Source organism: Sphingomonas sp. SRS2, assembly GCF_000971055.1.
Lineage (GTDB): Bacteria > Pseudomonadota > Alphaproteobacteria > Sphingomonadales > Sphingomonadaceae > Rhizorhabdus.
Window position 1 is genome coordinate 63,307 of the sequence record NZ_LARW01000090.1, and the last position, 24,025, is coordinate 87,331.

Here is a 24,025-nt window from a genome sequence, read left to right on the forward strand (position 1 = left end):
CATAGTGGGTGAAGACTCGCGCATTGCCCGCCGTATTCACATCAAGGGCAGGGTACAGGGCGTGTTCTTCCGCGCCTGGACGGTCGAGCAGGCGATTGAACTCGGCCTCGATGGCTGGGTCCGCAATCGCCACGATGGTTCGGTCGAAGCGGTCGTCGCAGGACCGGCGGAAAAGGTGGAGGATTTGATTGCGCGGTGCCACCGCGGATCTCCGCCCTCGCGGGTCGATGAGGTGATTGTCGAGGATACGCCCGGCATCGTTGACGCAGGCTTCAGCCAGAAGCCCACGGCATGAGCGTTCGTCCGATCACTGTCGGTGCATTGGTAGGATTGCCGCACGGATTCCTTGGTCGTGAAGGCGGGGTGTCCGTGGGGATACATGCCGGCCTGAATGTCGGGCTCGGTTCCGATGACGACCGTGACGCGATCCTCGAAAATCGCCGCCGCGCAGTGGGGGCAGTGGCACCGGGCCACAAGCTCGTCACGCTGCATCAGGTCCATTCGGCAGACGCGGTCACGGTCACCGTCCCCTTTGCCGATGACGCGCGTCCGCATGCCGATGCTCTGGTTACGGATCGGCCCGGTCTGTTGCTCGGAATACTCACCGCGGATTGCGTGCCGGTGCTGTTCGCCGATGCGGAGGCGGGGGTCGTCGGTGCGGCGCACGCCGGTTGGAAGGGCGCTATCACCGGCGTGACCGATACGGCGTTGGCCGCGATGGAGAAGCTCGGCGCCGACCGCGCGAACATCGTCGCCGCGATTGGCCCCTGCATCGCCCGGTCGAGCTATGAAGTCGATGAGGGGTTCGTGCAGCGTTTCGAGGCCGCTGATCCCGCCAATGAGCGCTTCTTCGCCGATGGCCGGCGGCCGGGCCATGCACAGTTCGATATCGAGGCCTATGTCGCGCACAGGCTTGCGGCGGCGGGGATCGGCCGGGTGATCGCGCTGGGTGAGGATAGCTACGCCCAGCCCGACCGCTTCTTCAGCTTCCGTCGCGCGACGCATCGCGGCGAACCGGGCTATGGCCGGCAGATCTCGCTGATCGGCTTAGCGGAATAGCCCGTCAGAACGGCACCGACTTCGATTTGCGGGTGAAGTTCATATAGCCAACATTGACGCCGAGCCGCCACCCGACGCCGAGCCGGATCGGGATCAGCACGACATCGCCACGCCGCAGATAGGTCGCGGTAAAACCGCCGACGATATAGGCAGTCCCTTCGACCGCCGGAAAGCGACGGAAGATGTCGGCGCTGTCGTAGAGATTATAGACGAGCACGAAGCTCTTCGAGCCATTGGCGCCGAGATCGAAGCCGAGCGACGGGCCGGTCCAGTAGATCGGCTGCTGACCCTCGACCTTGTGGAACAGCGTACCCGAACCGTAGCGCACGCCGACGACGATCGCCCCGCCGGCTTCCCGGCCCGCGATATAGGCATTGGGCTGGCCCTGGTCCTTGAGGACCTTCTCGATGAGCTTGGCCAGGCCCTCGGCGCCCTTGCCGAACACGCCTTCCGCCGCGCTCAGCACATCATCCTGCGCATAGGTGCTGTTTGCCGAGGCGTCGGCCGCTTGCATCCGGGTCGAAGACGGGGGAGGCGGGGGCAGGGCGCCGCCGCCTTCAGACGCGACCGCGTCCGCCGCGGCCTGAGTGCTTTGCGGGGCTTCTGCGGGCGGCGCGGAGACCTTGGTGCCATAATTGGCTTCGCTAGCGGGTACGGGGGCCAGATCGTTCGCCTGATTGGGATCGATCGTGCGCGCCTGCGCCTGAACGATGCCTGCGTTACCGAGCGCCATCAACGCCGTGAGGCACAGGACATAACCGAACTTCATCGCCACTCTCCGCAAAAGGCCTTGCCGCTGCTGTATAAAGCCTCTTTTCCCTGTCGCTGCAATGAACGCGAACATGAATAATGCTGGAGGAATTTTGATTAGGGAAGGCGGTTGATCGGACCGCACTCGCTCGCTATAGCCCGGCCTCTGCCTTCCCGGAGACGTGGGTGAGTGGCTGAAACCAGCGGTTTGCTAAGACGATTTTGTTCTTTTTGTGCATAGCTGGAACATCCCATAAAACCGCCATTTGCTCAAGCTTTTTCATCGCCAAACCTCTGGTCGTGTGCCCAATCCTGTGCCACCCCTCGGATTGCCGCCTGACGCTCGTCTGGCGTGAGATGGTCAAGATAGCGCTCGGTCGTCTTGATGCTCGAGTGGCCTAGCTCCTGCTGTAGATCATAGATGCTTCCGCGACGGTCGCGAAGATAGCGAACGGCGAAAAGGTGCCGCAAATCGTGGAAGCGGAAGCGCTGAAAGTCGCGCCCTTCCTGTGTCGCTTTCTGTGCCACTCGAGATAGCTTTGCGAAAAATTCGCTATGCACCTCGACGTAGCGCTGACCGTCGCCGCGCCAGAACACCCAACGCTTCTTGAAATGGCGGGGCTGGCGATCGATGATCTCGAGCGCCCTCTTCGTCAGCGTGACCTGGCGGACCCTATCTGTCTTTGTCGCCTCGAGCGTCGCCACCATTCGGCTACGGTCGATCCGGTCATGCTCGAGGCTGGCGATTTCTTCCTCGCGCATGCCAGTCTCGAGCGCCAGTTCGGCCATGTCCATGAATCGACCGGGAAGAGCGAACACCTGCTCGAGGCTTTCGTCTCGAGGCAGGATGATGCGCGTCTTGCGCTCCTTGAACCTCGAGCGGTCGATCATCTTCGCCGGGTTCTCTTCAATCCACTCCATATCAACGGCATGGGCAAGCACGCTCGAGATGGCGGTCATGTCGCGGCGGATCGTGGCATTGGTAGCGCCGTGACGCTGGCGGTCAGCAACAATGCTCTTCAGCAGCCGCACGTCGATCTTCTGCACATCCTTATCGTCGAGATGCGCTCGTAGCTGGCCAATGCTGGTAAGGTAGCGGTCGAACGTGCTGGCCTTGATGCCGATGGCGTTGTAGCCCTTCGCACTCCACGAAACGACGGCAGCCGGCCAGGTGATGGCTTCGCTGGCTCCGTAGAACACCCGGTCCTGTACGCCGTCCTTCGCAGCCTTCAGCCGCCTCTCAGCCGTTGCGAGAGAACGAGTTCGTAGGCTTTCGCGATATTCGATCCCTTTGATCTTGAAACGCGCCCAATAAATGCCGTTTCTCTGATAGAGGCCTTTAGGCATGGCTTGCTCCCTAGCCCGCGAAGGGCTGCGATGTCATAGGTCCAGCGTCCGAACGATTTTCGCGCGCCGGGTATAAGGCCTGCCGCCGCCTTCTCCTGCAAGGTGCGGATCGGCAAGCCCGTGATGAGCGATCCCTGGCTCGAGCCGCAGCGCTCCGGTTCCACGCCCCTTACCCTCCCTGATCAGCGAGGAAGGGGTTTGCCAGATGCTCGATGGCGGTGGCGATCTCTTCGGCGGCGGCTTCATAGCCGTGCCCGTATTGCGACAGGCCGCCATATACTGACCTCTGAAACTCGTCGGCCTTATGATCCCTAGCCACCTCAGCACATGCGGCGGTGACGATCGGGATAATGGCTTGGGCGAGCATCTCAGCAATCACGCGCTCCCGATGATAGTCAAAGTCCTGCATCGTCGCGTCTCGGATCTTTCGCTTTCGCGCCATCCGGTATATCTCGGCCCGGTCTAGTCGACCGACAGCCTCCTCCACCATCTCCACCATCTCAACCACGGCTCTGGCTCCCCGTCTCGGTGAAGGAGCGAGACCTCCCTTGGCCGTACAATGCCGGGCCATGTTGAACAGAGACGCCGGACCCGCCGCAGGGCCAGCATCGCCAGAGATTGGGGTACACGCCGACATTGCCAGCGCCTCGGCAGACACGGCAGATCATTTCCCCACCTCCTCGATCAGCACGGCGCGGACTGCTAGGCCTTTCGCTGGCAAAAACAGGCGGCCAACATGACCGCATTCACGCACCCCACTGACCAACCCTTTGTTCACCAAGGCCCGCGCGGAATGGCCCGCAAATCGCTCAGCGGCGTATGTCCAGTAACCGGGCTCATCTGTTGGGCGGAGTGAAGCCAGCAGCGATTTCTGCCCAGGCGTCAGCGACGCAGCCAGCTTGTGCGGGTCGGTGTTCATCGCGTCCTCCACATCTTGCGGATCAGCCACGCCCAAGCAGCCCACCATGCCGCGATGATGGGCGCGAAGAAAATGGCGGCGGCTATCTCGCTCCCAGCCATCACCGCGCCCCGCTCTCAAGGGGTGGAAGCTCTGGAAACAAAGCAGGGCACCACAGTTCGTAATCGCTGATCGACCAGCCCTGCTCACAGTCGGGATGCAAATCCCCGGTTTCGTCGTCGAGCCAGATCAGGTGACGCTCCCACCATGTGTCGCCATTGGTATGGCGGACACGAATGGCTGCGATAAAGATGTCATCGACAGGCGCGCTCTCAATCGGCCTCCACCCATCGCGATCGGCAAGCAGGGCGAGGATGGACTTAATGAAAATTTCGCGGTCATAGTGTCGGCACGGCATGACGTGATATTCGTCGAATAGCTCAATCAGCGCCTCCCTGGTCACATCAGTCTGCATCGGGGGGTCCTTTGATTGCATTAATGGCGGAACGGGCGCGCTTACCTGCGGCCAATAACCGATCGCACTCCTCCGGATCGTTGATATGTTCAGCAATCGCACGGGCCCATACGCCGTCGCCGGCGACCATCTCTTGCAGCGCCTCCGCAGCTTGTGAGAGGATAGGTTTTAGGCCTTCCAGCTTGTAGGCAGCATCCTGCCCGGCCCTCAGATTACGCTGGCATTCGCCAAGCCAGTGATCCCGATCCTGCTCAACCTCGGCCAGCTTCGTTGCGGTGGAGGCGAGGGCTTTGAGCACCAACGAGACGTTTTCGCCGAAGCCAGCCCAGTTCTCGATCTCGTCAAGCAGGCGGCCGGAATCCCCCCATGCGCGCAACTCGCTTACAGCCGATGCGAGCGCTTCGGGATTAACCGACTTGATGTTGGCCGGGCTCTGCAACTCGTGCTCGAATCTCGCGAAGGCTTCCACAGCCGGATGCGCGTCGTCTTCGCCGGCCCTGATCTGTACGGGAACAGTTGCGAGGCCGAATTGCTCTGCGACCAGATCAGCAGCAGCATCTCGCGCCTTCTGCGACACCTTCAACGGCGGGAGCGCCTGGGGGTCAGTCATAGAAAAACCAGTCCGATTTGCCGCAGCCGGATCGGCAGCAATGCGTTTTCACATAGCGCGGCGTTTTGTAGCGCCCCACTGGCGGCAGATTGATCGTTTGGAAGGCCCGCCACTTGTGCAGCCCGATCAGGCAGAGCAGCTTACCCACGGTCTGCACCCCCAATCTCAGGGCGCGTTTTCGCGAGTGCGGCTAGGATACGATCTGCGCGCTCATAAGCCATCGCTCGGAATGCGGGCAGGATCGTGTCGCTATCCCACGGCACAGGGTAGGATTTCCGTCCGAACCAATAAGTTGACGGTGCGAACTTATATATCATTTCCGCGAGCATCTCGCGTTGATCCACCTCCGCATCCGACGCGGCATTGCTGGCTGGCTGCGCGTCAGATGCGTACCGCTCTATCCACTCCCGCGCCCGCTCCTCTAGCTCGACAGGCTCCGGGCGCTCGGTGGTGGGGCCCATCTCATGCGACCACAGGACATGCGAATAGGGTACGTCGTCCCGGCTGCTGTCGATCTTATGGCCGTCAACGACCCGCTCACGGCTAAGCATGAGCCCCTTCACCTTATGCAATGTAGGCTGGCCCGGTCGGATGACGTGATAGCCGCCGTAAATCGGCGCGTCCGGGTCTAGTGTGCGAAGCTGGGCGATCAGGTTGCCAACCGTTTTCGCGTAACCCCATTCCGGCGTACAATCCTCCACCCCGCCAACCGCCGTGCTTGGCGATGCGCTTCGGAGGGTGGGCCATTGATGCTCCGTTACGAAGTTGGGCGTCGTCGCCAGCGCCCGGCCAAAATAATCCTCCGCAACGGTGATAGCGTCACGTTCGCGGGCGAACCGCAGGGCCTCGATACTATCCTCGGTCCATTGCCCGCGTGACTTGAGCCAGAGCGGCGTTCCGTCGCCGCCCACCGCTTCGATTAGCCAGCCAGATTCTTCCCCGCGGACCGCCGCGCGTAGGGTGGCGATTGCTGTCCGCAAAGCGCGATGGTTACGCTGGTAATGCTGCGCCTTGGGCTGGTCACCTGTATAGGCAGGCATGTCTTTTTGCCAATTCGTAAGAACGGCGATGGCTTCGTTAACCGCCTCCATCCCAGAGACGGCGGGGGTTGGGTCTACGGTCATGCGGGGTCCTTTCGGATTGCTGCGGCGATTTCCCTTCCATAGAGAAACCAGTCAGGCTCATGGCCGTGGTTGACCGCGAGATCGCTTCGACAGTCGCGCTCAGCTATAAGTGCCGCCCGTTCCCGCTCTTCCGCCCTTGCCGTGGCGGCGTGTTGGGCGAGTAGCTGGAGCGCGTCTTGAACCGCGCGATCCTGCGCGCCGGTCAAACGATAATCGGTCGCATCGTCCCAATCGCGGTAGCCAAGGATCTTTGCAGCCATCTCCCGATCCGCCTCGGTCGGCGTTAGCTTGGGGGTCATTGGCCCGGCTCCTGGGCACATCCGCTATCGCGGACCGCGCTTTCGTGAACGGAGCCAGACAGGCTGTCTCCGCCCTGCCGGGCTTCAATCGCTTGTGCGGCTCCGTTCGACATTACTTCGCGACCTTGCCGATGAACGGCACCGACGATCCGGGCACCATCGTTGTTGGCAGGACGCCGTTCCACTTTTCGACGGCGCGCAACTCGACGATCTGAGGGCTATTCTGGATAGCCTCCTGCTCGATCTTCAGAGCTTCAGCCTTACCCTTCGCGGCTTCAACGCCGGCCTTTGCGCGGGCGGTCGCCGTCTTTACGTTCGCTTCGGCGGCAAGGGCTTCCTGCTCATTGGCGACGCGGGCGTTGATCTGGTTCTGGATCGTGATCGGAAGCCGGATGCGGCTAGCCCACGTCATTGACTCGATCTGGATGCCGTACTTGCCCAGCTTGTTCCGAACGCGGGTCGCGGCCCGGTCGAGCAACGCACCCTTTTCGGCACCATAGATCTGATCGACCGTCAGGACGCCGGATTCCTTGCTGATCGCGTCTTTCACCTCGTTATACACGGCACCGAGAATGATGCTGTCCATTTCGACGCGGTATTGCTGGAATAGCTTGGGCGCGAGTGCCGGGTTTGCCTGATATGAGATCGCAATATCGGCGTCGATCGACAGACCGTTCTTGTCCTGAAACGGCACCTTCTGATAGGTGTACGGCTGAGCGTAGACTTTGTATTCGTAGATCGACGTACCCGGCGGGGTGAAATACCAACCCACGGAAAGCGGCTGCGGATCGACGCCCGAACCGCTCCCGACATTCTGGACCTTCACGCCGACATGACCCGAGGTCACGCGCTCGAAACTACAGCTTGATATGCTCAGCAGCATGATGACGGCAACGCCGCCTCCGACGACTTTCAACAAATTACTTCTCCTTGGAAATGCGGAACAGGAAGGATGCGCCCCACGCGAGCCAAGCCAGCCCGAGACACGCACCGGCCAACAGGGCGACGCTTTGATGTGCATTGATGAGGGTCGGGATTACGAAGACCCCGAGCGCGCCAGTCGCAACAATCGCGACCCCCTCGTGGAATGCGCGGCGTTCCTTGGTCGTCATGCGATGTTCCTTGCGATAGCGATTGAAGCCGAATGGGCGAGACGGCGAAGCTGGCTCGATGCGAAGCACGAAAGCGCGGGCCCGCAGGGCATCGTCGCACCCTTGTTCCCCACCCCGACACAGCAGGGGGTCATAGGAGCCTCGCCACGACAGCGGACGGGTCCAGGTGTGCATCGCCTTCATATGCGGTGCAGCGCGGTCCATTCGGGCCATCCTGACGCCATTCGCGTGGGTAAGCAGGATCATCGACCGAAACGGCCATCGTCATTGCCGCGATCTCGCAACTGTCGCCTTCACCCTCACGGAAAGCACGATCGCGCTCGCAAACGCCGCACCAGCGGTTCATGAAATCACGGCCTTCCGAGCCGTTCGATGGACGGTATAGTGCGCTCACCTTCCCGCCTCCCCTTGGTGAGAGGTGAGGGCGAGTTCACGGCCTCGTTTTAGGGCCTTGAGCATCCAAGATTGGACGATCACGCCGCCCACCATCGGGCTCTCATCGACCAGCCTGTTAACCTCCGCGATGTCCGGATCGACAGGCTCGGGCAGCAGCGCGACAATGGCGCGGGCTTCGTCGCCTTGCGCAGTGTTAATCGCGTGCCAATCGCCGGGATCAGCCCACTTCGCGCGCTCAGCAGCGATGCCCCGCACAAGCGACACCATCCGCTCCACAACATCTTCGCTTATCTCAACCATGAGCTTTTCCCTTGGGGGTGGCGCGGGCGAGCGAGGAAATATGCATACGCCGGGGCGCTATCATCCGAGTGCATGGCGTTGGCCATCAACCCCGCCAAAGCCTGCCCAGCGAACCAATCGCGCAGGCTCATGCCCGGATCATAAGTCTGGTTCCACGTGCCATCCTGCGTTTCATGCTGCTCGGATGGAAACGCGCTTGGGTTCTCAGCGCTCATCGGATAGCCCTCCACGCTGCTGCGGTTGGTTTCTGGCTCATGCCTGCCTCGCCCGAATGCGGGTCAGCAAAAGGTCGGCACCGGCGGCCCAGCGAACCAGTGTCTCTTCACGCCTAGGATATAGGATCGCGTCGATCGTCTCGATCAGTTCTTCGATCATGTAGTCGGCATCGGCACCGATCTCGGTGGCCATCGAAAGGGCGGCGGCATAGCCCTCGTTCCAATCTTCCGACTGGATTGTGTCGTTGCCGCCAAGTGCGTCGATCTTTCGTTCGTAGGTAAATGCCATGATCAGCCTCCAAACTGCTTGCCGTAGAAGGCGGCACCCGAAACCATCACATGCCGCTCGTAAGCTGGCGGGATGCGGGTGTCGGCGAGATAGCGGGCGGCTAGGTCTTCACCGCGCCAGTCCTCTTGCTCGGCAAGATCGACGGCGATCAGGTCCACACCGTAGTCGGCCTTGTCGTAGCCTATCGAGCAGCCCGAGAACCGCTGAAGCTGGCGCTTGATGAGGCGCAGGGCTTCCCGGTCGGACAGCGCGTCAAACGCTTCCATGTACGGCAATTCCTGCGCGGGGATGATGCTATCGTGATCGTGAACGCCCATGTTGGGTATCCTTCAATGGTGGCTCCAGTCGGTCGGGGTCTTCGGGGCTAGCCGACCGGGGCCTTCGCTCCGTGGGGACGGGCGAATTGGTTAAGCTGCGGCATCCAAGAGCCCGAGCAGCGCCTTGCGCTCGTCTGAGTTGAGGCGCGAAGCCTCAGCGGCTTTAGAGAGCCGGACGAGCATGTCGGCCTGCACGGAGGCGGGCGATTTCTCGAAGCGGACTCCGAGCTGCTCGATTTTCTGCTTCCACCACATATAGTCGGTGACGGTGAGTTCGATTGCCCACTGCTCGGATTTCCTAGCAGTTTTCACATTCACTGAAACCGATCCGAATGATGTGACTGCATCGGTCGGGATCACCTCAACGAGCTGTCGGTAGAAAGCGAGGAATGAGGCGTGCTCAGCGTCGCGCCGCCCTTTTGCTGTGACTGCAATGTCAGCGATCGACTTGAACAAATCCGCGCTCAGTAATTTCCGCATCATCTTCTCCATCACGTTCGCTTCCTGCCGGGGCAGGGGGTTGGTTAATCTCTGGAACGACGCTCGATTTCGTCGTCGCGACCCGACTCCCAATCGGCCATCAGGGCCGCGTGGAAATCATCGTCGGCCATCAGCAAATCGATCAGCCAATCCGCCTTCACGAAGCCGATAAGCGGTTCAGCCGTGTCGATCGTGACCCCAGTGATTGCGCACGATGCGGGTTCGTCTGGGCTCTCGCGACCGGGGCTCAAATATGCCGGGCGATATTCGTACGAGACGATTACCGGGATACTCAGGTTGCCATCAGCGAAGAACATGTGCGTTCTGAATTTGGCCACGTTTTAATTCTCCATCCTGCGCTTCCTGCCGGGGCAGGGGGTTGGGTTGCTTAAAATCGAAGGTTGAGTCCGGCGGCGATGCCATGCGTGCCGATCAGCGAAATCTGGAAGATGTCGCGCGCCGTGCTGTCGTAGCCAGCGGCCTCACCGATCAGGACGCTCCCGCCGATGTAGACGCCTTCCATCAGCAGGAAGGCTCCAACGGCGTCCGTGAGCGACAGGCGCTTTCCGAACAGGCCGCGAAGGGCCGGATTGCCCTCTTCGCAAGTGCGGCGGCGGGAACAACTATAGGTCGTGCCAGTGTCCAGCAGAGCGGCTGCGGCGTGCGCTGCGAAACGGTTGGGTCCGATCTTCTCGATCAGGCTTTCCGCTGCGGCAGGCTGCGCGGTGCAGGCCGTTGCGAGGAGGGCTAGGAGGAGGGGTTTCATGCCATCACCTCAACGCGACGCAGGCACTCGACTAGCCCGGTAGCCAGCTTGTTTATGGCGTTGGCGTAGGCGTTGGCGTTGGCGTAGGCGTCGGCGTCGGCGTAGGCGTAGGCGTCGGCGTCGGCGTCGGCGTAGGCGTAGGCGTTGGCGTTGGCGTTGGCGTAGGCGTAGGCGTAGGCGTCGGCGTTGGCGTAGGCGTTGGCGTTGGCGTAGGCGTAGGCGTCGGCGTAGGCGTCGGCGTTCTTAAGGACTGGTTGCCACTCGCCCTTCGGCGCGACATCGCCCGCCAGAGCGCGCCGGTGGAGCGCCTGCAAAGCCTGATGTGGGGCCGGATCACGATCACGCTTGATAGCTGCGTCGATGCCCATCTGCGTCACGACATTGGCTTGCCAGTCATAGACGACACTGAAGGGAACATTGCCGTCGAGACGCTTCAGTTCGGCGTAGAAATCGCGACCCCATGCAAGGGCTTCGGCGGGCTTCTGACGATCGAAAAACCATGGCACCATCTGAGCGAGCCAGCGGGGCATGATCGCGGCGGGGCATTTGCTTGGGCCGTCGACATCATCGCCGAGAACGCCAAGCGCACAGGCCAGATCACGGCCATCGTCACCGCGACCGTGCCATTGGCCCTGCACGATGCGGCCTTCCGTCAGATACTCTTCGTACCGGTCAAAGGCTTCCGCTGCTGTCTGAACAATTCCCACTGCAACACTCCATCCATTTCGCTTCCTTCGTGCCAGGACGAGGGGAGCTGGGTTGCTTAAAATCGAAGGTTGAGTCCGGCGGCGATGCCATGCGTGCCGATCAGCGAAATCTGGAAGATGTCGCGGGCCGTGCTATCGTAGCCAGCGGCCTCACCGATCAGGACGCTCCCGCCGATGTAGACGCCTTCCATCAGCAGGAAGGCTCCAACGGCGTCCGTGAGCGACAGGCGCTTTCCGAACAGGCCGCGAAGGGCCGGATTGCCCTCTTCGCAAGTGCGGCGGCGGGAACAACTATAGGTCGTGCCAGTGTCCAGCAGAGCGGCTGCGGTGTGCGCTGCGAAACGGTTGGGCCCGATCTTCTCGATCAGGCTTTCCGCTGCGGCAGGCTGCGCGGTGCAGGCCGTTGCGAGGAGGGCAATTATCGTGGTGAGCTTGTGCACCTTGATCTCCATGAGCCGGGGTGGCTCGATGAAGACAGTGTTCGCACATCGCGAACGCGGATGCAATAGCTTAGTTCGAATAATCCAAACTTTTTTGAGTGCGCACGAAAAAGCCCGGCGGATTAGGCCGGGCTGCGATTCGTCAAGTGCGATGCTTGCGGTGGGCTAGGCTTGCTTTTCCGCCTCTCTGGCGGCGATCTCCGCGCGCTCGCCATCAGACAGGCCCGCAGGATCATCGGGCTCCAGTGTTGGGGCTCTGAGCATCATGTAAAACATGACCGACACCACAATTCCATACACGGCGGCGCAGATTGCCCAGAACGTCATTTTTCCCCCGCAATTCTGCGATGCCCGGCGATCTCCACTATATTCTGGTATGTCGCAGCTTCCGTGCCCGTGTCGACGACCTGTTTGGCCTCAGCATAAAAGCGGCGGAATGCCATCGCGCGCGCGGGCGGGATGAGTAACTCGAAAGGCTCCAGCCCCAAACCCTCAGCAGCCGCCTTCAGAACTGACGGTGAAAAGGTTTGCGAGCCGTTGACAAGCTGGCTGGTCGTCGCCTTGGTCCAACCCGTTCGCTCCATCAAATCGACCTGTCGAGTGATGCCGAGCGCCGCCATCCATTCATTAAGGTACCAGGCGACGCCCGGCTTTTTTGTTCCACGTCTGGTCATGCGCCTATTGTGCGATCGCCCAGCAAAAATGTCGGCGCTCAATGTGCGTATTTTCGCTCTTGCCTCTGAGTTCGGATTGTGCGAACAAGAGCTATGGATATCACCACATACCGAACCGGACACGCCAAGCTCACCCTTGAGGACTTCGCTGCGGCGATCGGCCTTAAAAGCAAGGGGCAGATGTCGGAGATCGAGCGTAGCAACAAATGCTCCGTCGCTGTCGCGCTGGCTATCGAGGCTCATTCAAAAGGCCTGGTTGATGCCGCAGGGCTGAACTCTGATGTGGCCGCCGTACGGCAGAGTGTGGCCGCGTGACGGCCCTATTTGATTCGGCGCAAAGTCGGCGGGCGATGGCTAGCCAGTTCAAGCGCGTCGAGCTTTGGCTGTGCTTGAGTAAAAAGCCCCTGAAGAGCCTTAGGCTTCCAATACGCGTGCTCCCCGTTGGGCCAAGTAAGGTGAAGAAGCCCATCGTCGATTTCAACGGCGGGCGCTTGGGTGACAATCGTAGCAACCATAACAGGACCCCTCCCAATGTGCTCATTCGCACACTTTGGAGAATGGTCCGATTTGGATGCCTGTCGAGTCTAATCGCAGTTAATCCCGCGACTAGGTATTCGCCCGTATCCGAAACGTCGACTTGTGCACGGTGGGCCGCATGAGCGACGGCCTTCAAACCGCGATCATCATCGGCGTCCTGATCGCAGCCGCACCTATCGGCATATGGCTGTACGACGCCCCCGAACTCGCCCCCGACGATCAGGACGGTTGGAGCGATCGGGAGCGCGACGAGCTTCGCGTGATCGAGCATCACGAAGCGGGGCGCTGGGAATGAGCGCGACCGCAATCAACGGCAAGCCCTGCCGCTTCATCACGGTTGACGCCGCTGGCGTACCGACGACCCGCGACATTCCGGTCTACAATCTGGCTGGCGTTCTTCGCGAGCATCAGCGGACGATCCGCAAGGTGGCGGCATGAGCGACATCACGATCCTCGGCGAACTCGCCCGCATCCGAGCCATGTTCCAGCAGCGCACGATCGCCAACGTCTTGCACGATCGCGTCCTTACCGACGCCGAGCATGACGCCCTTCGCCTCCAGCCAGCAGCCCGGCGACACGATGATGGCGGAAAAGCCGCTCCGGTTTCGGATCAATCTCATGGAGAGGGCGTATGACGCACCGCAACAACAGCGGCGAGCGGAAACCCGTCGTTTTTTCCGCTTCCACCGTTTTGGAGGAGTTGGCGGAAGCCCTGCGCGCCATCAAAAAGGCCGATGGCCTGACCGATCTTGATCTGGCCGCCGTGCTGGGTCGCAGCGAAGATCAGGCGCTCAAGTATCGCAATGCCGATGCCGAGATGGGCGTCATAGCCTTCGCGCGAGCCAGGCGCGAGTGGAATGGCCGGTTCACTGGTGGCCTCGATCGGCTGATCGCCGAGACACGCCCTGTCGCCGACGCCGACCGCGCTCACGGTAGCAAAGTCCTGAAGGCCGCGCTCGCGCTGTCGATCGCGCTTGAGGACAACAACCAGATCGACGCCCACGAAATCCGCGCCAACCGCTGCGCTTTGGAGCAGGCGCGCGATGCTTTGGACGAACTGCTTCGCCGGCCACGCGCCGCTTAATTCAACAGGGAAGGGATTACCATGATCGACCCCGTATCTGCGTCCGCATTGATAGGTGCTGGAGTGCTTGTCAGCTCGTGTGGCTGGCTGGCGGTGTTGGGCCGCGTGAAGGCTACGCACTTGAAGCTGCGCGCTGAAGACGCTGCCTACAAAAAGAATGCCGACGAGTTCATCGTCGATCTGGAAACCAAACTGTCGGCTGAGAAGGTCGAACTGACCAACTCCCGCGCGCACAACAATGTGCTGTCACGCCGGAATCTCGAACTGAGCTTCGACAACGATAGCCTGCTCGCGCGCCTCAAGCCGTTCATCGTCAAGCGCCCGCGTGATGCGAAGGGCCACTTCATGCCCGATCAGGTGGCGGCATGACGCACCACCTCTCACCAGAGCCCGACGTGATCCGCCGTCCGAGCGGTCTCACCTTCATCGATGTGCCGCATGGCTACCGGGATGCGCGGGCAAAGGGGCCGCAGCCGCGCTCCAATGACGGACGGTTTGCGCGTCGAACCTGATTTGAGATCGCCGGGGGAAGGTGGCCCGCCCCTCCGAGATGAAGCGAAAGAGCGGGCCTGTTTGGACAAGGACACCCTACATGAAACACGAAACATTTCCACCCACCTCTGTCGATAGCTTCAACGTCCGCGAACGGCATGAGCTTTTCGACGAGGACAGCCGCTTTCGCCGCGAGTTGATCCGCATCGGCACAGAGCATGAGGAGCGGGTTGCCGAGATCAAGGCGCGCTTTCACGCTGACCGTAGCGCCTTCGCGGTGGCCAAGCTGGAGCGTGCGGCATGAACGCGCCCGAGATCACGCGTGGCATGAAGGGTAAAACCATCAAGGCCATCCTCGCTAAGAAGTTTGAGGCGTTTGTTTCGTCGATCGACGACGAGGCCGTCAAGCATCTGGTCCGCAAAAACACGGTTATCACCGGGGGGTGTATAGCGTCCATGCTCTTGGGCGAGAAGGTGAACGACTACGATCTGTACTTTACCGACCGGGCCACCTGCGTAGCGGTCGGAAATTACTACGTGGGCAAGTTCGTCGCCGCCACCGGGCACCCAATGCAGATCGAGGACGATGGCGAGCGGGTCCGCATCGTCACATCCGCCGGCCATCGCGGCGAGACGGCAGGCGATGTCGCCACTCTGGAAGACTCCGGGGAGATCGAGGATCGGTACGAAGACATCAACGAAAAGGCGCAGGAGACCGAGGCCGACGAGACGTATCGTCCGGTTTTCATGTCCACCAACGCCATTACGTTGAGCGATCGTATCCAGATAGTCCTGCGGTTCTACGGCGAGCCCGACACGATCCATGAGAATTACGACTTCGTTCACTGCACTAATTACTGGCTTAGCCGCGATCGGTCTCTGACCCTTCGCCAGCCTGCGCTGGAAGCCCTGCTTTGCAAGGAGCTTCGCTACGTCGGCAGCAAGTATCCCGTTTGCTCGGTCATTCGCCTCCGCAAATTCATCAAGCGGGGTTGGACGATCAATGCGGGCCAAATCCTCAAGGCAGTGATGCAGATCAGCGAACTGGATCTGACCGACCCGAAGGTTCTGGAAGACCAGCTTACGGGCGTCGACAGCGCCTATTTCATGGAGGTGATGCGCAACCTTCGGGAGAAGGATCCCGAGAAGGTTAACGCCGCGTACCTCGTCGAAATCATAGATCGGATGTTCTGATGAACGCTCACGCAACCATCGGTCATAACGGGCCTCCAGAGGAAATCGATCCATTGGCCGACCTGACCAAGTCGATCGAAGACGCTTACGGTGAAGCCAAGGTATGGCTCGACGGCGAGGCGGTCGCCAATCAGGATCAGGCCGACGCGCTGCATGTGATCTTCACCAGCCTGGACGACGCCTACAAGCTCGCCGAGTCCACGCGGAAAGAACTGAAGCAGCCGCATATGGACGCGGCGGCGGCAGTCGATGGGGTATATTCCCCGCTGCGCGACAAAGCGGACAAGGCTCGCAATGCCGTCAAACTGGCTATCCAGCGGTGGAATGATCATCTGGCCGAGATTGCCGAGATCGAAGCTGCCCGCATCCGCAAGGAAGCGGAGGATGCTGAAGCTCTTGCCCAGAAGCAGCGCGACGAAGCACTGGCCGCAAACAACCTGACCGCGATCGAAGAAGCCGAACAGCAGTTTGATAATGCTGTGACGCTCGCAGCCATGGCGAAGAAGGTCGAGAAGGCCCCAACCGTCACCCGCGCTGGCGGCGGTCGCGGTATCGGCAAGGTGCCCATGCATTGGGTTGGCCGCATTGGTGAGGGCCAAGCCGACCGCAAAGCCTGCCTCCAGCATTACATGGTCGCACAGCGGGATGAACTGACCGTCTGGCTTCAGTCGCAAGTCGATAAGGACGTGCGCGCTGGCGTTCGCGTCATCCCCGGCTGCTCGATCAAAGAGGAGAAGCGGGCATGAGCTTTTCCGACGCACAGATTGACGCCCTAAAGGCTCCGCTCTCCCGAGATGCAGTTGCCCAGCGCCAGCAAGGCGGAAGCAAGGTTAGCTATATCGAAGCATGGCACGCCATTGCCGAAGCCAACCGCATCTTCGGCTTCGATGCCTGGAACCGCGAGACGGTCGAGCTTCGCATACTTGGCGAGCCTAATCTTGGGAAGGACCGCAACGGCAATGACCAGTGGCGGGTCAACTACATGGCGCGTGTTCGTGTCACGGTTGGCGATGTCGTCCGCGAAGGCAGCGGCTTCGGGCAGGGCATCGATAAGGACGTTGGGCAGGCCCACGAAAGCGGGCTGAAGGAAGCCGAGACGGACGCCATGAAGCGCGCCCTGATGACGTTCGGCAACCCGTTCGGTCTCGCGCTCTATGACAAGTCGCAGAGCAGTGTGGCGGACACCCCAAAGGCCGCTGAGCCGGAGCCCCTGATCAGCGATGATGAGCGCGCCCAACTGCTGACGCTCGCTGACGCGCATCACGTCTTGTTGGGCGACGTCTGCGCCATGGCAAAAATCAAAGACCTTCGCGAGCTGGAAGCCCGGCTTTTCAACAGCGCGAAGAATTGGATCATCAAAAATGCACGGAAGGAAGCCGCATAATGGCTGGTAGCGTCTGCAAGGTTATTCTCGTCGGCAACCTGGGGCGCGACCCCGAAAGCCGCTCGTTTCAGAATGGCGGCAAGGTCGTCAATCTCCGGGTCGCCACGTCCGAGCAATGGAAGGACAAGGCTACCGGCGAACGGAAAGAAAAGTCGGAATGGCACACGGTAGCCATCTTCAACGAAGCTCTGTGCACTGTTGCCGAAAAGTATCTCCGTAAGGGCAGCAAGGTCTATCTTGAGGGAACGCTTCAAACCCGCAAGTGGACCGATAACGCAGGCATTGAGAAGTACAGCACCGAAGTGGTGTTGCAGGGCTTCAACGCGGTCATGGTGCTTCTCGACAAACCTACTGGCGACCGGTCTGATCAGTCCGGCGGCGGTTGGGGTAATGACGACGTCAGCGACGATCCGTTCGCCTGATGTCTAACGCCGCCATCAAGCGCTATTGGGATTGGCTGGAGGGCACATGCGCCGGTTGCGGACGCATGGCCGAATGCATCCACCACATCATTCACGTCAATTTCCAGCGCATCACCAAGGATGGCTGGCTTGTCGTGAAGCTGTGCCGCGAATGCCACCATACCGGCAAGCTCAGCGTCCATGGCCTTGGTGGCGAGCGGCAGTTTTTGGAAGAGACGGGCGTGGACCTTGTCCAGCTCGCCATCCTCAATCGGCATAATTTCGAGGTACGGGCCCGATGACTCATACGGTCATCCTCAGAGGGCCGGCGCAACGCGCCCTCGCAACCAAACTCATCCTTCAGGCACCCGATAACTTCGTGGTGACGATCAAGGAGCAGACCCGCACGTCAGAGCAGTCCGACAAGATGTGGGCCATGCTCGGCGATATATCCCGCGCAAAGCCGCTTGGACGCCGCCACACCCCCGATGACTGGAAGGCCCTCGCCATGAACGCCTGTGGCTGGGAATGCCAGTTTCAGGAGGGGTTGGACGGTCGCCCGTTCCCCAAGGGCTTCCGGTCCTCACACCTAACCAAGAGCCAGATGTCTACGCTGATCGAATGGCTTTACGCCTTCGGTGCAGAAAATGGCGTGCGCTGGTCGGATCAGATGGAGCGCGCAGCATGATGACGAACATCTGGACGCCTGCCGAGAAGCAGCGCCTTCGCGACCTGAGCGAACAGGGCATGACCTTGGCCAACATATCGACCGCCATGGGGCGCAGCGAAAAGGCCATACAGGCGATGCGATCGAAGCTTGGCCTTGGTGAGCCTCGTAGCCCGATCACAATGCCAGACGAGTTCCGCGCCAATGGCTGCGGTATGACGATCAGGCAGATCATGGAAAGGTATCGCATCTGCTATAACAAGGCATCGGCTTGGCGTGATGCCTGCGGCTTTCCGCGCATACAACCCAAGAAGTCGCCGACCCGGATGCCCGACGATTTTCGCGAAGTCGGCCCAACCATGTCGATGAACGAAGCCGCCCGCTACTACCGCGCCCATAATCGGGCCGTGAGGCGCTGGCACGCAGAGGCCGGCACCACTTCTCGCGCCCCGGTAGCTACGCCAAAGAAGCGCCTGGGCACGCCCTCAACCTACAATATCCGCCAGCCAATCCAGTTCGGAGCGCCCGGCGACGGGTCCATTGCTGGAGCCGCTGCAAACCATCTGCGCCGCATCGGATATACCAACGTCTACAAGGCCACCGTGCTGGACATCGCAGCCCGTAAGCATCTCCCGGACGATGGCAGGCAATACTACTGCGTTTCTGGAAAGGGCCTCATCCATCAGGACGAGATGATCCGCCTCGCTGCCCACCACGGCTTCAGGCAGGCGGCATAGATCCTATGGGGGGAGACATCATCCTGCCGGCGAAGGCGCGCCGCAACTTCTCGGAAGTCGAGTTAGAGCGCCTGCGCGCTGATTATAGAGCGTACGTGGACGGCGGGCGGCTTACGGATCTAGCCGCTGAGATGGGGCGCTCCAAAAGCGTCCTTAGCGAGAAGGCCCGCGCTCTTGGGCTGACCGATGGGCACGCCGCTCGCAAAGCGGCGGCCAAGGCCGTTGGCGATGCGCGGCGCGGAAAGCCGCTGGCTTGGGAGCATCCACGCGGCTTCGCCGGAAAGCGCCACTCGACAGAGACGCGCGGAAAATTGCGTATCGCTTCGGCGGCATTCTGGGGCTCCCTGAGTGCGGAAGAGCACGAGGCTCAAGTGACCACTGCCTTGAAGGCGGCGATAGCTAAGAATGGGCGCATCGGTCCCATCACACCCAATCGGGCGACGACCTGGAAGGCCGGCTGGCGCGAAATAGCGGACAAGCGCCACTATTTTCGCTCGCGCTGGGAGGCCAATTACGCCCGCTATTTGCAGTGGCTCAAAGAGCGCGGAGAGATTCTAGATTGGGAGTACGAACCTGAGACGTTTTGGTTCGACAAAATCAAACGCGGTGTTCGGTCTTATTTGCCAGATTTTCGCGTCCACGAGCTGAATGGCTCGAAGCCTATCCATGAAGTGAAGGGGTGGATGGACGCACGGAGCCGCACGACCCTGAAGCGGATGGCCAAATATCACCCGGCGGAAACCATCATTCTTATCCGGGAGAAGGATTATCGGGCGATTTCGCGCTTCTCTGCGATGATCGGGGATTGGGAGTGAAGGCTGCTCACAAGCTCCAGCCCGGCGACGCCATGCCGAAGGTCGATAGCATGCGCCCCAACCCCGGCAAGCTACCGAAAGAGGCTATCGGCAAGCGGGTCAGCATCGAACTCCGCAACGGTCGCATCTGCCACAATTGGGCTGCTGATGGTCAAAGCGGCTGTCGCTGGACCCTTACCAACAACGATTGGGATATCGCGTTTTATGAGGTGCTGAAGTGAGCATCCGCCTCATGTCAGCAGTTTGGGGCCTTAACCTCCCCGACAGCGAGAAGATCGTCCTTCTCGCGCTAGCGGATTGCGCCGATGATAATGGCCTTTGCTGGCCTTCGATCGCCACACTGTGCCGCAAGGTATCTAAGAGCGACAGGACTGTGCAGGCGGCGATCAAGGGGTTGGTGCTGAAGGGTCAACTGGTGCGTGTCGAAGTGCTCGGCAAGGGGTGTTCATACACCGTCACCCCCCGAAGCGGCTTCGCCCCCGAAGAGCCTTCACCCCCGAAGCGAGCGACACCGACCCCCGAAGCGGCTTCGGACAAACCATCAAGAACCACCATTGAAGAGGAGGAGGATGCGGGCGCGATCGACAGCCCGGCAGCTTTCTTCGATGCCTGGAACCGGATGGCTGCAAAATCGAAAGCGCATCGCGCCGATCGCCTCACCGAAAAGCGCCGCAAGGCAGCTAGGGCCCGGATAGAGGAATACACCGACAAGATCGTTGCTGCCGCAATCGCGGCGGTCCCGTCGAAGCCTTGGCTGATGGGTCTCAACGAGCGCGGATGGTGCGCCGACATTGACTGGATACTCCGCCCCGACAGCATCGCGAAACTTCGAGAAGGCAAATACGATCATGGCAACCGTACCCGCCCTGCAAACGATCAGATCTCAAACCCCCGCGTCGCAGCCGCAGTTAAGCGAGCGGCTCAACGCACTGGTGGAGAGCGATCTGGCGTATTCTGATTTGCCGGTCGTCTCGCCTGCTGCCCGCCAAGCCGTCGAGGCCGAAATGCAGGCGATGACCTCGTTGCTTCAGCCGACCGACCCAGAGCGCATCAGCGACATGCTGGGAAGCCTTGCCGGGCTCTACCCTGCTGGCAAGATGACCGCAGCGGAGGCCGACGCGCAGAACGCCCTGTACTGCGATCTGCTGAAGGATATCCCACACGACATCCTGAAGCTGGCGTTCCGTTCAGCGGCGCAGGAGCATAAGTTTTTCCCGACCGTCGCGGAGCTTCGCGAACTGGCGCGACCGCATCGGGCAAGGCGCGCGCGCCGGTTCAACGCGCTGAAGCTGATTGCCACGAAGTACGACCTGGAGAGCGGATCATGACCGCTGGCATGGAGCTTTACGGCTTTCGAGCCGTGGAGCCGCTTTACCGGCCCGCAGGCTTGGGCGCGGCCCTCACGTTAGCGCTGGAAGCCCGTAGGGGCGAGACGCGCAGCGGCTCGATCGGCGAAGCCGACGACATAGCGACGGCGCAGCCGGAACGCCCAAACACTCCCCCCACACAACCGATAGGAAGGAAGAGGTCATGACGAATATGGACACGATCGAAAAAATACAGAGCGATCCGGAGATGGCTTGGGGCTGGCACTGCAACATTGCTGTGCCGCTGATGGACAGCCTCAACCTTGATCATGAGACGGCGAACGTCACCGCTGCTTACCTGATGAGCCACCTGTTCGGCGTGGACATCACGACGCACCCGCAGTTCCAATACGAGAAGGGCGGCGCGCAGAGCACGCACGAGTTCATGATGACAGCTGACGGTCGATGAGCATGACCAACGACATTCCGATGCTGGAGAAATGCGGGAGGGCAGTGAAGCGGACACTCGCACACCATGGAGTGGTTCTGCACCCCGACGACGTAACCGGGCTGGTGATCGATGTCCTCAACACGCTCAGCAATCCCGATGATGGGATGATTGCTGCCGGTGTCCAGGTGAAGCTGGCCGGTGAAGTCGCTGGCCAGATGCTCACGAAGGCCATCATCACGGCAGCGATCCACCATGTCAGCAGCGAAGGGGAGTGAGATGGAGAAAGCCAAGGAAGCGCTGGACACTTTGTTCGACGCCGGAAGGGTAATCGAACGCGCCGCGATCGTGAAGTGGTTGCGCAACGAGGCGGCGGTCTACGCATTCGCTCGCAAGTGGCGCTTGTCAGTCGCGCTGGAAAAGCAGGCAGACGCCATCCAACGCCTCGACCACCTCAACCCCGCAGCAGGAGAATAGGGGGTGATTGCCGGGATATCAGAACTGCGCTACACTCTCCGCGATCATGCGCCGCACCTCATGGTACATAGCTTTAACCGGCCAAACCTTCGCTCGTCTCTACTGGAGGCACCTGCGCTGGGAATGGCCAAACAGGCCGGCGAATGACAATGCGCGCGACGGTACGAACTCCAGAAATCGATGAAGCGATTATCTCAGGCCTGAGCGAAGGTAAGCCGCTCGCCGAGATATGCCGTGATAAGGATATCGGGCGATCGACAGTCTATGATTGGCAGATAGCCGACCCTGATCTAGCCGGACGCATCGCGCGCGCGCGTGAAATCGGCTTCGACGCCATTGCAGACGCGTGCCTTGAGATAGCAGACGACAGTTCGCTTGATGTGAAGATCGTTGGCGAGGACGAGCGCGAGGTCTGTAATACCGAGTTCGTTCAGCGCGCCAAGCTGCGCATAGAGACGCGCCTCAAACTGCTCGCGAAGTGGGACCCCAAGCGGTACGGCGATAAAATCGAGCATGAACACAAGGGCGGCGTGACGATCACCACAGGCCAGCACGACGCGGATCTATGACCTTCCAGCTAACCGCTAAGCAGCTTCAGGCGCAGGCGATCCTTGCCGGGTCAGCCAAGCACAATATGCTGTTCGGCGGCTCTAGGTCAGGCAAGACCTTCCTCCTCGTCCGCAACGTCGTGATGCGGGCGCTCAAGGCGGCGAATAGCAGGCACGCGATATTCCGGTTCCGCTTCAACGCGATCAAAGCTTCAATCGTGCTAGACACATTCCCCAAGGTGATGCGGCTTGCCTTCCCGAACGTCACCTACAAGCTCGACAAGACGGACTGGTACGTCACGCTCCCCAACGGTTCCGAGATATGGTTTGCGGGTCTGGATGATGCCGAGCGAGCGGAAAAGGTGCTCGGCATGGAGTTCGCTACGATCTATTTCAACGAGTGTTCGCAGATCCCTTATGTGTCACTCCAGACCGCGCTGACCCGGCTCGCGCAACAGGCTGAGCAGATTATCGACGGTCATGCATCGCCGCTCAAGCCCCGCGTTTACTACGACGAGAACCCGCCCTCGAAAGCGCATTGGTCCTACCGCCAGTTCATCCAGAAGGTTGACCCTGAGACCAAGCTCGCGCTTGGCAAGCCTGCCGACTATGCATGGTTCCAGATCAACCCCGGAGATAACCGGGCCAATGTTGCTGCCGACTATATCGAGACATTGGAGAGCATGTCAGGCCGGATGCGCAGGCGCTTCCTGCTCGGTGAGTTCGGTGATGCTGTGTCGGGCGCGCTTTTCTCTGATGAGGATATCGAGCGGTTCCGAGTGCTGGATGGTATCGTGCCTGACATGGTGCGTATCGTGGTGGCGGTCGATCCATCAGGCTCTGGTGACGTGGACAACGCCGACAATGACGCGATCGGTATCGTGGTCGTCGGGCTTGGCACTGATGGCATCTGCTACGTCATGGAGGATATCACCGTGAAGGCCGGACCCGCGACATGGGGCAAGGTCGCTACCGACGCATTCGATCGCCATCAGGCTGATCGCATCGTAGGCGAGACGAACTATGGCGGGGCAATGGTCAAGCATGTCATCACGACAGCGCGCCCACGCACGCCGTTCAGCCAGGTGACGGCAACACGGGGTAAGGTGGTGCGTGCAGAGCCCTTCTCCGCGCTGTACGAGCAGGGCAAGGTGCGTCACGTCGGCCGCTTCAATGATTTGGAAGACGAGCTGACGTCGTTCACGACAAACGGGTATGTGGGCGGACTGTCGCCGAACCGCGCCGATGCGTTGATCTGGGGGCTGACCGAGCTATTCCCGGCAGTCGTGAAGCCAAGGCAGGAAGAGCCGCAGACATCAACCGTCCCACGCATGGCGACTGGTTTCAACAGGAGGGCAGCTTGACAGCATGGTCCAAAGATGAGCTCATTGCTTTCGAGCAACTTGCGATGGACATTGAGGATGGGCAATTTGACGCATCCCGCCTTCCGCCACTTGAGAGGCCCGTACCGGAGAACGCTAGCGCGGTGTCGATTAGCCTGAGTGATGGGCGTAGATTAACCCGCGTCAAAATCTATGACCCTGTCGACTACAAGGTGTTGTACGTGGATTTCCTAACAGGTTGGTCGGATGGTGCTCAGGTGCCGCTTGCCTAAAAATTAGGCAGATGCTATCACGCCACTAGCTGAGGACCGCACCCCGAGGCGTTATCGGGTG

Annotated in this window: 45 protein-coding genes and 1 pseudogene; 24 read left to right on the forward strand and 22 right to left on the reverse strand. The window is 60.7% G+C overall.

Annotation, left to right across the window (positions count from 1 at the left end; genetic code table 11):
• The first annotated feature begins 4 nt into the window (after positions 1-4).
• A complete protein-coding gene (locus WP12_RS12060; RefSeq protein WP_046193959.1) occupies positions 5-295 on the forward strand; it encodes an acylphosphatase in 291 nt (96 codons plus the stop codon).
• A complete protein-coding gene (gene pgeF / locus WP12_RS12065; RefSeq protein WP_046193960.1) occupies positions 292-1,059 on the forward strand; it encodes a peptidoglycan editing factor PgeF in 768 nt (255 codons plus the stop codon). The genes WP12_RS12060 and pgeF overlap by 4 nt, the downstream gene beginning before the upstream one ends.
• 4 nt (positions 1,060-1,063) lie before the next feature.
• Here the strand turns inward: pgeF and WP12_RS12070 are convergent, their stop codons facing one another.
• The 21 genes from WP12_RS12070 to WP12_RS24120 form a co-directional block, all read right to left on the reverse strand.
• On the reverse strand, positions 1,064-1,828 hold the full coding sequence (locus WP12_RS12070) for a DUF1134 domain-containing protein (protein ID WP_046193961.1): 765 nt from the start codon (positions 1,826-1,828) through the stop codon (positions 1,064-1,066).
• Between the two features lie 251 nt (positions 1,829-2,079).
• Positions 2,080-3,156 (reverse strand): tyrosine-type recombinase/integrase, encoded by a 1,077-nt coding sequence (locus tag WP12_RS12075; RefSeq protein ID WP_046193962.1) that lies wholly within the window; start codon positions 3,154-3,156, stop codon positions 2,080-2,082.
• Positions 3,157-3,325: 169 nt separating this feature from the next.
• Positions 3,326-3,565 carry a hypothetical protein gene (locus tag WP12_RS12080; RefSeq protein WP_152663966.1) on the reverse strand — a complete coding sequence of 80 codons (240 nt, stop codon included), beginning with the start codon at positions 3,563-3,565 and terminating at the stop codon, positions 3,326-3,328.
• Between the two features lie 255 nt (positions 3,566-3,820).
• Positions 3,821-4,075 carry a hypothetical protein gene (locus tag WP12_RS12085; protein WP_152663967.1) on the reverse strand — a complete coding sequence of 85 codons (255 nt, stop codon included), beginning with the start codon at positions 4,073-4,075 and terminating at the stop codon, positions 3,821-3,823.
• Positions 4,076-4,175: 100 nt separating this feature from the next.
• On the reverse strand, positions 4,176-4,529 hold the full coding sequence (locus WP12_RS12090) for a hypothetical protein (RefSeq protein ID WP_046193965.1): 354 nt from the start codon (positions 4,527-4,529) through the stop codon (positions 4,176-4,178).
• On the reverse strand, positions 4,519-5,139 hold the full coding sequence (locus WP12_RS12095; protein ID WP_046193966.1) for a hypothetical protein: 621 nt from the start codon (positions 5,137-5,139) through the stop codon (positions 4,519-4,521). Before WP12_RS12095 ends, WP12_RS12090 begins: the two co-directional genes overlap by 11 nt.
• Positions 5,132-5,287, reverse strand: coding sequence for a hypothetical protein (locus WP12_RS25270; protein ID WP_160299215.1), 156 nt, complete (start codon positions 5,285-5,287; stop codon positions 5,132-5,134). Before WP12_RS25270 ends, WP12_RS12095 begins: the two co-directional genes overlap by 8 nt.
• A complete protein-coding gene (locus tag WP12_RS12100; protein WP_235399113.1) occupies positions 5,280-6,230 on the reverse strand; it encodes a hypothetical protein in 951 nt (316 codons plus the stop codon). Before WP12_RS12100 ends, WP12_RS25270 begins: the two co-directional genes overlap by 8 nt.
• Before the next feature lie 29 nt (positions 6,231-6,259).
• Complete coding sequence (locus WP12_RS12105; RefSeq protein WP_046193968.1) at positions 6,260-6,562, reverse strand: hypothetical protein; 303 nt, start codon at positions 6,560-6,562, stop codon at positions 6,260-6,262.
• 112 nt (positions 6,563-6,674) lie between these two features.
• Positions 6,675-7,481, reverse strand: coding sequence for an SPFH domain-containing protein (locus WP12_RS12110; protein ID WP_200894515.1), 807 nt, complete (start codon positions 7,479-7,481; stop codon positions 6,675-6,677).
• A gap of 1 nt (position 7,482) precedes the next feature.
• The gene (locus WP12_RS25275) at positions 7,483-7,920 is read right to left on the reverse strand and encodes a hypothetical protein (RefSeq protein ID WP_052730355.1); all 438 of its coding nucleotides are present in this window, start codon (positions 7,918-7,920) and stop codon (positions 7,483-7,485) included.
• A gap of 144 nt (positions 7,921-8,064) precedes the next feature.
• Positions 8,065-8,370: a hypothetical protein gene (locus tag WP12_RS12125; RefSeq protein ID WP_046193971.1), complete on the reverse strand. Its 306-nt coding sequence runs from the start codon at positions 8,368-8,370 to the stop codon at positions 8,065-8,067.
• Between the two features lie 252 nt (positions 8,371-8,622).
• On the reverse strand, positions 8,623-8,874 hold the full coding sequence (locus WP12_RS12130; protein WP_046193972.1) for a hypothetical protein: 252 nt from the start codon (positions 8,872-8,874) through the stop codon (positions 8,623-8,625).
• 2 nt (positions 8,875-8,876) lie between these two features.
• Positions 8,877-9,191 (reverse strand): hypothetical protein, encoded by a 315-nt coding sequence (locus WP12_RS12135; RefSeq protein ID WP_046193973.1) that lies wholly within the window; start codon positions 9,189-9,191, stop codon positions 8,877-8,879.
• Between the two features lie 90 nt (positions 9,192-9,281).
• A complete protein-coding gene (locus WP12_RS12140; protein ID WP_046193974.1) occupies positions 9,282-9,683 on the reverse strand; it encodes a hypothetical protein in 402 nt (133 codons plus the stop codon).
• A gap of 32 nt (positions 9,684-9,715) precedes the next feature.
• Entirely contained in the window at positions 9,716-10,009 is a 294-nt protein-coding gene (locus tag WP12_RS12145; protein WP_152663969.1) for a hypothetical protein, read from the reverse strand.
• A 50-nt stretch (positions 10,010-10,059) separates the two neighbouring features.
• Entirely contained in the window at positions 10,060-10,437 is a 378-nt protein-coding gene (locus WP12_RS12150; protein ID WP_046193976.1) for a hypothetical protein, read from the reverse strand.
• The gene (locus WP12_RS25540; protein WP_052730356.1) at positions 10,434-11,144 is read right to left on the reverse strand and encodes a hypothetical protein; all 711 of its coding nucleotides are present in this window, start codon (positions 11,142-11,144) and stop codon (positions 10,434-10,436) included. The genes WP12_RS12150 and WP12_RS25540 overlap by 4 nt, the downstream gene beginning before the upstream one ends.
• A 56-nt stretch (positions 11,145-11,200) precedes the next feature.
• Positions 11,201-11,584: a hypothetical protein gene (locus WP12_RS12160; protein WP_152663970.1), complete on the reverse strand. Its 384-nt coding sequence runs from the start codon at positions 11,582-11,584 to the stop codon at positions 11,201-11,203.
• A gap of 165 nt (positions 11,585-11,749) precedes the next feature.
• Positions 11,750-11,911, reverse strand: a complete 162-nt coding sequence (locus tag WP12_RS25280) for a hypothetical protein (protein WP_160299217.1) — start codon at positions 11,909-11,911, stop codon at positions 11,750-11,752.
• Positions 11,908-12,501: a helix-turn-helix domain-containing protein gene (locus WP12_RS24120; protein ID WP_084691127.1), complete on the reverse strand. Its 594-nt coding sequence runs from the start codon at positions 12,499-12,501 to the stop codon at positions 11,908-11,910. Before WP12_RS24120 ends, WP12_RS25280 begins: the two co-directional genes overlap by 4 nt.
• A gap of 412 nt (positions 12,502-12,913) precedes the next feature.
• Here WP12_RS24120 and WP12_RS25285 point away from each other — a divergent pair, with 412 nt between their 5' ends.
• The gene (locus WP12_RS25285) at positions 12,914-13,090 is read left to right on the forward strand and encodes a hypothetical protein (RefSeq protein WP_160299218.1); all 177 of its coding nucleotides are present in this window, start codon (positions 12,914-12,916) and stop codon (positions 13,088-13,090) included.
• A complete protein-coding gene (locus WP12_RS25290) occupies positions 13,087-13,233 on the forward strand; it encodes a hypothetical protein (RefSeq protein ID WP_160299219.1) in 147 nt (48 codons plus the stop codon). Before WP12_RS25285 ends, WP12_RS25290 begins: the two co-directional genes overlap by 4 nt.
• On the opposite strand, the gene WP12_RS12175 is transcribed toward WP12_RS25290, so the two are convergent.
• A complete protein-coding gene (locus WP12_RS12175) occupies positions 13,203-13,415 on the reverse strand; it encodes a hypothetical protein (protein WP_046193980.1) in 213 nt (70 codons plus the stop codon). The two genes, WP12_RS25290 and WP12_RS12175, sit on opposite strands and share 31 nt — an antisense overlap.
• An 11-nt stretch (positions 13,416-13,426) precedes the next feature.
• On the opposite strand from WP12_RS12175, the gene WP12_RS12180 reads away from it, so the two are divergent.
• From WP12_RS12180 to WP12_RS25840, 20 genes and pseudogenes are all read left to right on the forward strand, one after another.
• Positions 13,427-13,879 carry a hypothetical protein gene (locus tag WP12_RS12180; RefSeq protein ID WP_046193981.1) on the forward strand — a complete coding sequence of 151 codons (453 nt, stop codon included), beginning with the start codon at positions 13,427-13,429 and terminating at the stop codon, positions 13,877-13,879.
• Positions 13,880-13,900: 21 nt separating this feature from the next.
• Complete coding sequence (locus WP12_RS12185; RefSeq protein WP_152663971.1) at positions 13,901-14,248, forward strand: hypothetical protein; 348 nt, start codon at positions 13,901-13,903, stop codon at positions 14,246-14,248.
• 223 nt (positions 14,249-14,471) lie between these two features.
• Positions 14,472-14,675, forward strand: a complete 204-nt coding sequence (locus tag WP12_RS12190; protein WP_046193983.1) for a hypothetical protein — start codon at positions 14,472-14,474, stop codon at positions 14,673-14,675.
• The gene (locus tag WP12_RS12195; protein WP_200894517.1) at positions 14,672-15,565 is read left to right on the forward strand and encodes a hypothetical protein; all 894 of its coding nucleotides are present in this window, start codon (positions 14,672-14,674) and stop codon (positions 15,563-15,565) included. Before WP12_RS12190 ends, WP12_RS12195 begins: the two co-directional genes overlap by 4 nt.
• Positions 15,565-16,311, forward strand: coding sequence for a hypothetical protein (locus tag WP12_RS12200; protein ID WP_046193984.1), 747 nt, complete (start codon positions 15,565-15,567; stop codon positions 16,309-16,311). The genes WP12_RS12195 and WP12_RS12200 overlap by 1 nt, the downstream gene beginning before the upstream one ends.
• Positions 16,308-16,949 (forward strand): Rad52/Rad22 family DNA repair protein, encoded by a 642-nt coding sequence (locus WP12_RS12205; RefSeq protein WP_052730357.1) that lies wholly within the window; start codon positions 16,308-16,310, stop codon positions 16,947-16,949. Before WP12_RS12200 ends, WP12_RS12205 begins: the two co-directional genes overlap by 4 nt.
• Positions 16,949-17,347: pseudogene (ssb, locus tag WP12_RS12210) on the forward strand (single-stranded DNA-binding protein); the annotation flags it as partial. The gene WP12_RS12205 and the pseudogene ssb, both read left to right, overlap by 1 nt.
• A 23-nt stretch (positions 17,348-17,370) precedes the next feature.
• Positions 17,371-17,652 carry a hypothetical protein gene (locus WP12_RS12215; RefSeq protein WP_046193986.1) on the forward strand — a complete coding sequence of 94 codons (282 nt, stop codon included), beginning with the start codon at positions 17,371-17,373 and terminating at the stop codon, positions 17,650-17,652.
• Positions 17,649-18,038: a recombination protein NinB gene (locus tag WP12_RS12220; RefSeq protein WP_046193987.1), complete on the forward strand. Its 390-nt coding sequence runs from the start codon at positions 17,649-17,651 to the stop codon at positions 18,036-18,038. The genes WP12_RS12215 and WP12_RS12220 overlap by 4 nt, the downstream gene beginning before the upstream one ends.
• Positions 18,035-18,754, forward strand: a complete 720-nt coding sequence (locus tag WP12_RS12225; RefSeq protein ID WP_046193988.1) for a hypothetical protein — start codon at positions 18,035-18,037, stop codon at positions 18,752-18,754. Before WP12_RS12220 ends, WP12_RS12225 begins: the two co-directional genes overlap by 4 nt.
• Positions 18,755-18,759: 5 nt before the next feature.
• A complete protein-coding gene (locus WP12_RS12230) occupies positions 18,760-19,569 on the forward strand; it encodes a DUF1064 domain-containing protein (protein WP_046193989.1) in 810 nt (269 codons plus the stop codon).
• Between the two features lie 32 nt (positions 19,570-19,601).
• Positions 19,602-19,790: a hypothetical protein gene (locus WP12_RS12235; protein WP_235399114.1), complete on the forward strand. Its 189-nt coding sequence runs from the start codon at positions 19,602-19,604 to the stop codon at positions 19,788-19,790.
• Between the two features lie 11 nt (positions 19,791-19,801).
• Positions 19,802-20,527: a helix-turn-helix domain-containing protein gene (locus WP12_RS24125; RefSeq protein ID WP_152663972.1), complete on the forward strand. Its 726-nt coding sequence runs from the start codon at positions 19,802-19,804 to the stop codon at positions 20,525-20,527.
• Positions 20,502-20,897: a hypothetical protein gene (locus tag WP12_RS12245; RefSeq protein WP_152663973.1), complete on the forward strand. Its 396-nt coding sequence runs from the start codon at positions 20,502-20,504 to the stop codon at positions 20,895-20,897. Before WP12_RS24125 ends, WP12_RS12245 begins: the two co-directional genes overlap by 26 nt.
• A gap of 202 nt (positions 20,898-21,099) precedes the next feature.
• Positions 21,100-21,345: a hypothetical protein gene (locus tag WP12_RS12255; protein WP_152663974.1), complete on the forward strand. Its 246-nt coding sequence runs from the start codon at positions 21,100-21,102 to the stop codon at positions 21,343-21,345.
• A 2-nt stretch (positions 21,346-21,347) separates the two neighbouring features.
• Positions 21,348-21,602: a hypothetical protein gene (locus tag WP12_RS12260; RefSeq protein WP_046193995.1), complete on the forward strand. Its 255-nt coding sequence runs from the start codon at positions 21,348-21,350 to the stop codon at positions 21,600-21,602.
• Between the two features lies 1 nt (position 21,603).
• Complete coding sequence (locus WP12_RS12265) at positions 21,604-21,801, forward strand: hypothetical protein (RefSeq protein ID WP_046193996.1); 198 nt, start codon at positions 21,604-21,606, stop codon at positions 21,799-21,801.
• Between the two features lie 149 nt (positions 21,802-21,950).
• Entirely contained in the window at positions 21,951-22,370 is a 420-nt protein-coding gene (locus WP12_RS12270; protein ID WP_152663975.1) for a terminase small subunit protein, read from the forward strand.
• Positions 22,367-23,713, forward strand: a complete 1,347-nt coding sequence (locus tag WP12_RS12275; RefSeq protein ID WP_084691130.1) for a phage terminase large subunit — start codon at positions 22,367-22,369, stop codon at positions 23,711-23,713. Before WP12_RS12270 ends, WP12_RS12275 begins: the two co-directional genes overlap by 4 nt.
• A complete protein-coding gene (locus tag WP12_RS25840) occupies positions 23,710-23,964 on the forward strand; it encodes a hypothetical protein (RefSeq protein ID WP_046193998.1) in 255 nt (84 codons plus the stop codon). Before WP12_RS12275 ends, WP12_RS25840 begins: the two co-directional genes overlap by 4 nt.
• Positions 23,965-24,025 lie beyond the last annotated feature (61 nt).

Bases quoted from the DNA above. Each gene is read 5' to 3' on its own strand.
- pgeF (WP_046193960.1), top strand. From the start codon at position 292: ATGAGCGTTCGTCCGATCACTGTCGGTGCATTGGTAGGATTGCCGCAC.
- WP12_RS12070 (WP_046193961.1), bottom strand. From the start codon at position 1,828: ATGAAGTTCGGTTATGTCCTGTGCCTCACGGCGTTGATGGCGCTCGGT.
- WP12_RS12075 (WP_046193962.1), bottom strand. From the start codon at position 3,156: ATGCCTAAAGGCCTCTATCAGAGAAACGGCATTTATTGGGCGCGTTTC.
- WP12_RS12080 (WP_152663966.1), bottom strand. From the start codon at position 3,565: ATGCAGGACTTTGACTATCATCGGGAGCGCGTGATTGCTGAGATGCTC.
- WP12_RS12085 (WP_152663967.1), bottom strand. From the start codon at position 4,075: ATGAACACCGACCCGCACAAGCTGGCTGCGTCGCTGACGCCTGGGCAG.
- WP12_RS12090 (WP_046193965.1), bottom strand. From the start codon at position 4,529: ATGCAGACTGATGTGACCAGGGAGGCGCTGATTGAGCTATTCGACGAA.
- WP12_RS12095 (WP_046193966.1), bottom strand. From the start codon at position 5,139: ATGACTGACCCCCAGGCGCTCCCGCCGTTGAAGGTGTCGCAGAAGGCG.
- WP12_RS12100 (WP_235399113.1), bottom strand. From the start codon at position 6,230: ATGGAGGCGGTTAACGAAGCCATCGCCGTTCTTACGAATTGGCAAAAA.
- WP12_RS12105 (WP_046193968.1), bottom strand. From the start codon at position 6,562: ATGACCCCCAAGCTAACGCCGACCGAGGCGGATCGGGAGATGGCTGCA.
- WP12_RS25275 (WP_052730355.1), bottom strand. From the start codon at position 7,920: ATGATCCTGCTTACCCACGCGAATGGCGTCAGGATGGCCCGAATGGAC.
- WP12_RS12125 (WP_046193971.1), bottom strand. From the start codon at position 8,370: ATGGTTGAGATAAGCGAAGATGTTGTGGAGCGGATGGTGTCGCTTGTG.
- WP12_RS12130 (WP_046193972.1), bottom strand. From the start codon at position 8,874: ATGGCATTTACCTACGAACGAAAGATCGACGCACTTGGCGGCAACGAC.
- WP12_RS12135 (WP_046193973.1), bottom strand. From the start codon at position 9,191: ATGGGCGTTCACGATCACGATAGCATCATCCCCGCGCAGGAATTGCCG.
- WP12_RS12140 (WP_046193974.1), bottom strand. From the start codon at position 9,683: ATGGAGAAGATGATGCGGAAATTACTGAGCGCGGATTTGTTCAAGTCG.
- WP12_RS12150 (WP_046193976.1), bottom strand. From the start codon at position 10,437: ATGAAACCCCTCCTCCTAGCCCTCCTCGCAACGGCCTGCACCGCGCAG.
- WP12_RS25280 (WP_160299217.1), bottom strand. From the start codon at position 11,911: ATGACGTTCTGGGCAATCTGCGCCGCCGTGTATGGAATTGTGGTGTCG.
- WP12_RS24120 (WP_084691127.1), bottom strand. From the start codon at position 12,501: ATGAGCCTCGATAGCCAGCGCGACAGCGACGGAGCATTTGTTGCTACG.
- WP12_RS25285 (WP_160299218.1), top strand. From the start codon at position 12,914: ATGAGCGACGGCCTTCAAACCGCGATCATCATCGGCGTCCTGATCGCA.
- WP12_RS25290 (WP_160299219.1), top strand. From the start codon at position 13,087: ATGAGCGCGACCGCAATCAACGGCAAGCCCTGCCGCTTCATCACGGTT.
- WP12_RS12175 (WP_046193980.1), bottom strand. From the start codon at position 13,415: ATGAGATTGATCCGAAACCGGAGCGGCTTTTCCGCCATCATCGTGTCG.
- WP12_RS12180 (WP_046193981.1), top strand. From the start codon at position 13,427: ATGACGCACCGCAACAACAGCGGCGAGCGGAAACCCGTCGTTTTTTCC.
- WP12_RS12185 (WP_152663971.1), top strand. From the start codon at position 13,901: ATGATCGACCCCGTATCTGCGTCCGCATTGATAGGTGCTGGAGTGCTT.
- WP12_RS12190 (WP_046193983.1), top strand. From the start codon at position 14,472: ATGAAACACGAAACATTTCCACCCACCTCTGTCGATAGCTTCAACGTC.
- WP12_RS12195 (WP_200894517.1), top strand. From the start codon at position 14,672: ATGAACGCGCCCGAGATCACGCGTGGCATGAAGGGTAAAACCATCAAG.
- WP12_RS12200 (WP_046193984.1), top strand. From the start codon at position 15,565: ATGAACGCTCACGCAACCATCGGTCATAACGGGCCTCCAGAGGAAATC.
- WP12_RS12205 (WP_052730357.1), top strand. From the start codon at position 16,308: ATGAGCTTTTCCGACGCACAGATTGACGCCCTAAAGGCTCCGCTCTCC.
- WP12_RS12215 (WP_046193986.1), top strand. From the start codon at position 17,371: ATGTCTAACGCCGCCATCAAGCGCTATTGGGATTGGCTGGAGGGCACA.
- WP12_RS12220 (WP_046193987.1), top strand. From the start codon at position 17,649: ATGACTCATACGGTCATCCTCAGAGGGCCGGCGCAACGCGCCCTCGCA.
- WP12_RS12225 (WP_046193988.1), top strand. From the start codon at position 18,035: ATGATGACGAACATCTGGACGCCTGCCGAGAAGCAGCGCCTTCGCGAC.
- WP12_RS12230 (WP_046193989.1), top strand. From the start codon at position 18,760: ATGGGGGGAGACATCATCCTGCCGGCGAAGGCGCGCCGCAACTTCTCG.
- WP12_RS12235 (WP_235399114.1), top strand. From the start codon at position 19,602: ATGCCGAAGGTCGATAGCATGCGCCCCAACCCCGGCAAGCTACCGAAA.
- WP12_RS24125 (WP_152663972.1), top strand. From the start codon at position 19,802: ATGTCAGCAGTTTGGGGCCTTAACCTCCCCGACAGCGAGAAGATCGTC.
- WP12_RS12255 (WP_152663974.1), top strand. From the start codon at position 21,100: ATGACGAATATGGACACGATCGAAAAAATACAGAGCGATCCGGAGATG.
- WP12_RS12260 (WP_046193995.1), top strand. From the start codon at position 21,348: ATGACCAACGACATTCCGATGCTGGAGAAATGCGGGAGGGCAGTGAAG.
- WP12_RS12265 (WP_046193996.1), top strand. From the start codon at position 21,604: ATGGAGAAAGCCAAGGAAGCGCTGGACACTTTGTTCGACGCCGGAAGG.
- WP12_RS12270 (WP_152663975.1), top strand. From the start codon at position 21,951: ATGCGCGCGACGGTACGAACTCCAGAAATCGATGAAGCGATTATCTCA.
- WP12_RS12275 (WP_084691130.1), top strand. From the start codon at position 22,367: ATGACCTTCCAGCTAACCGCTAAGCAGCTTCAGGCGCAGGCGATCCTT.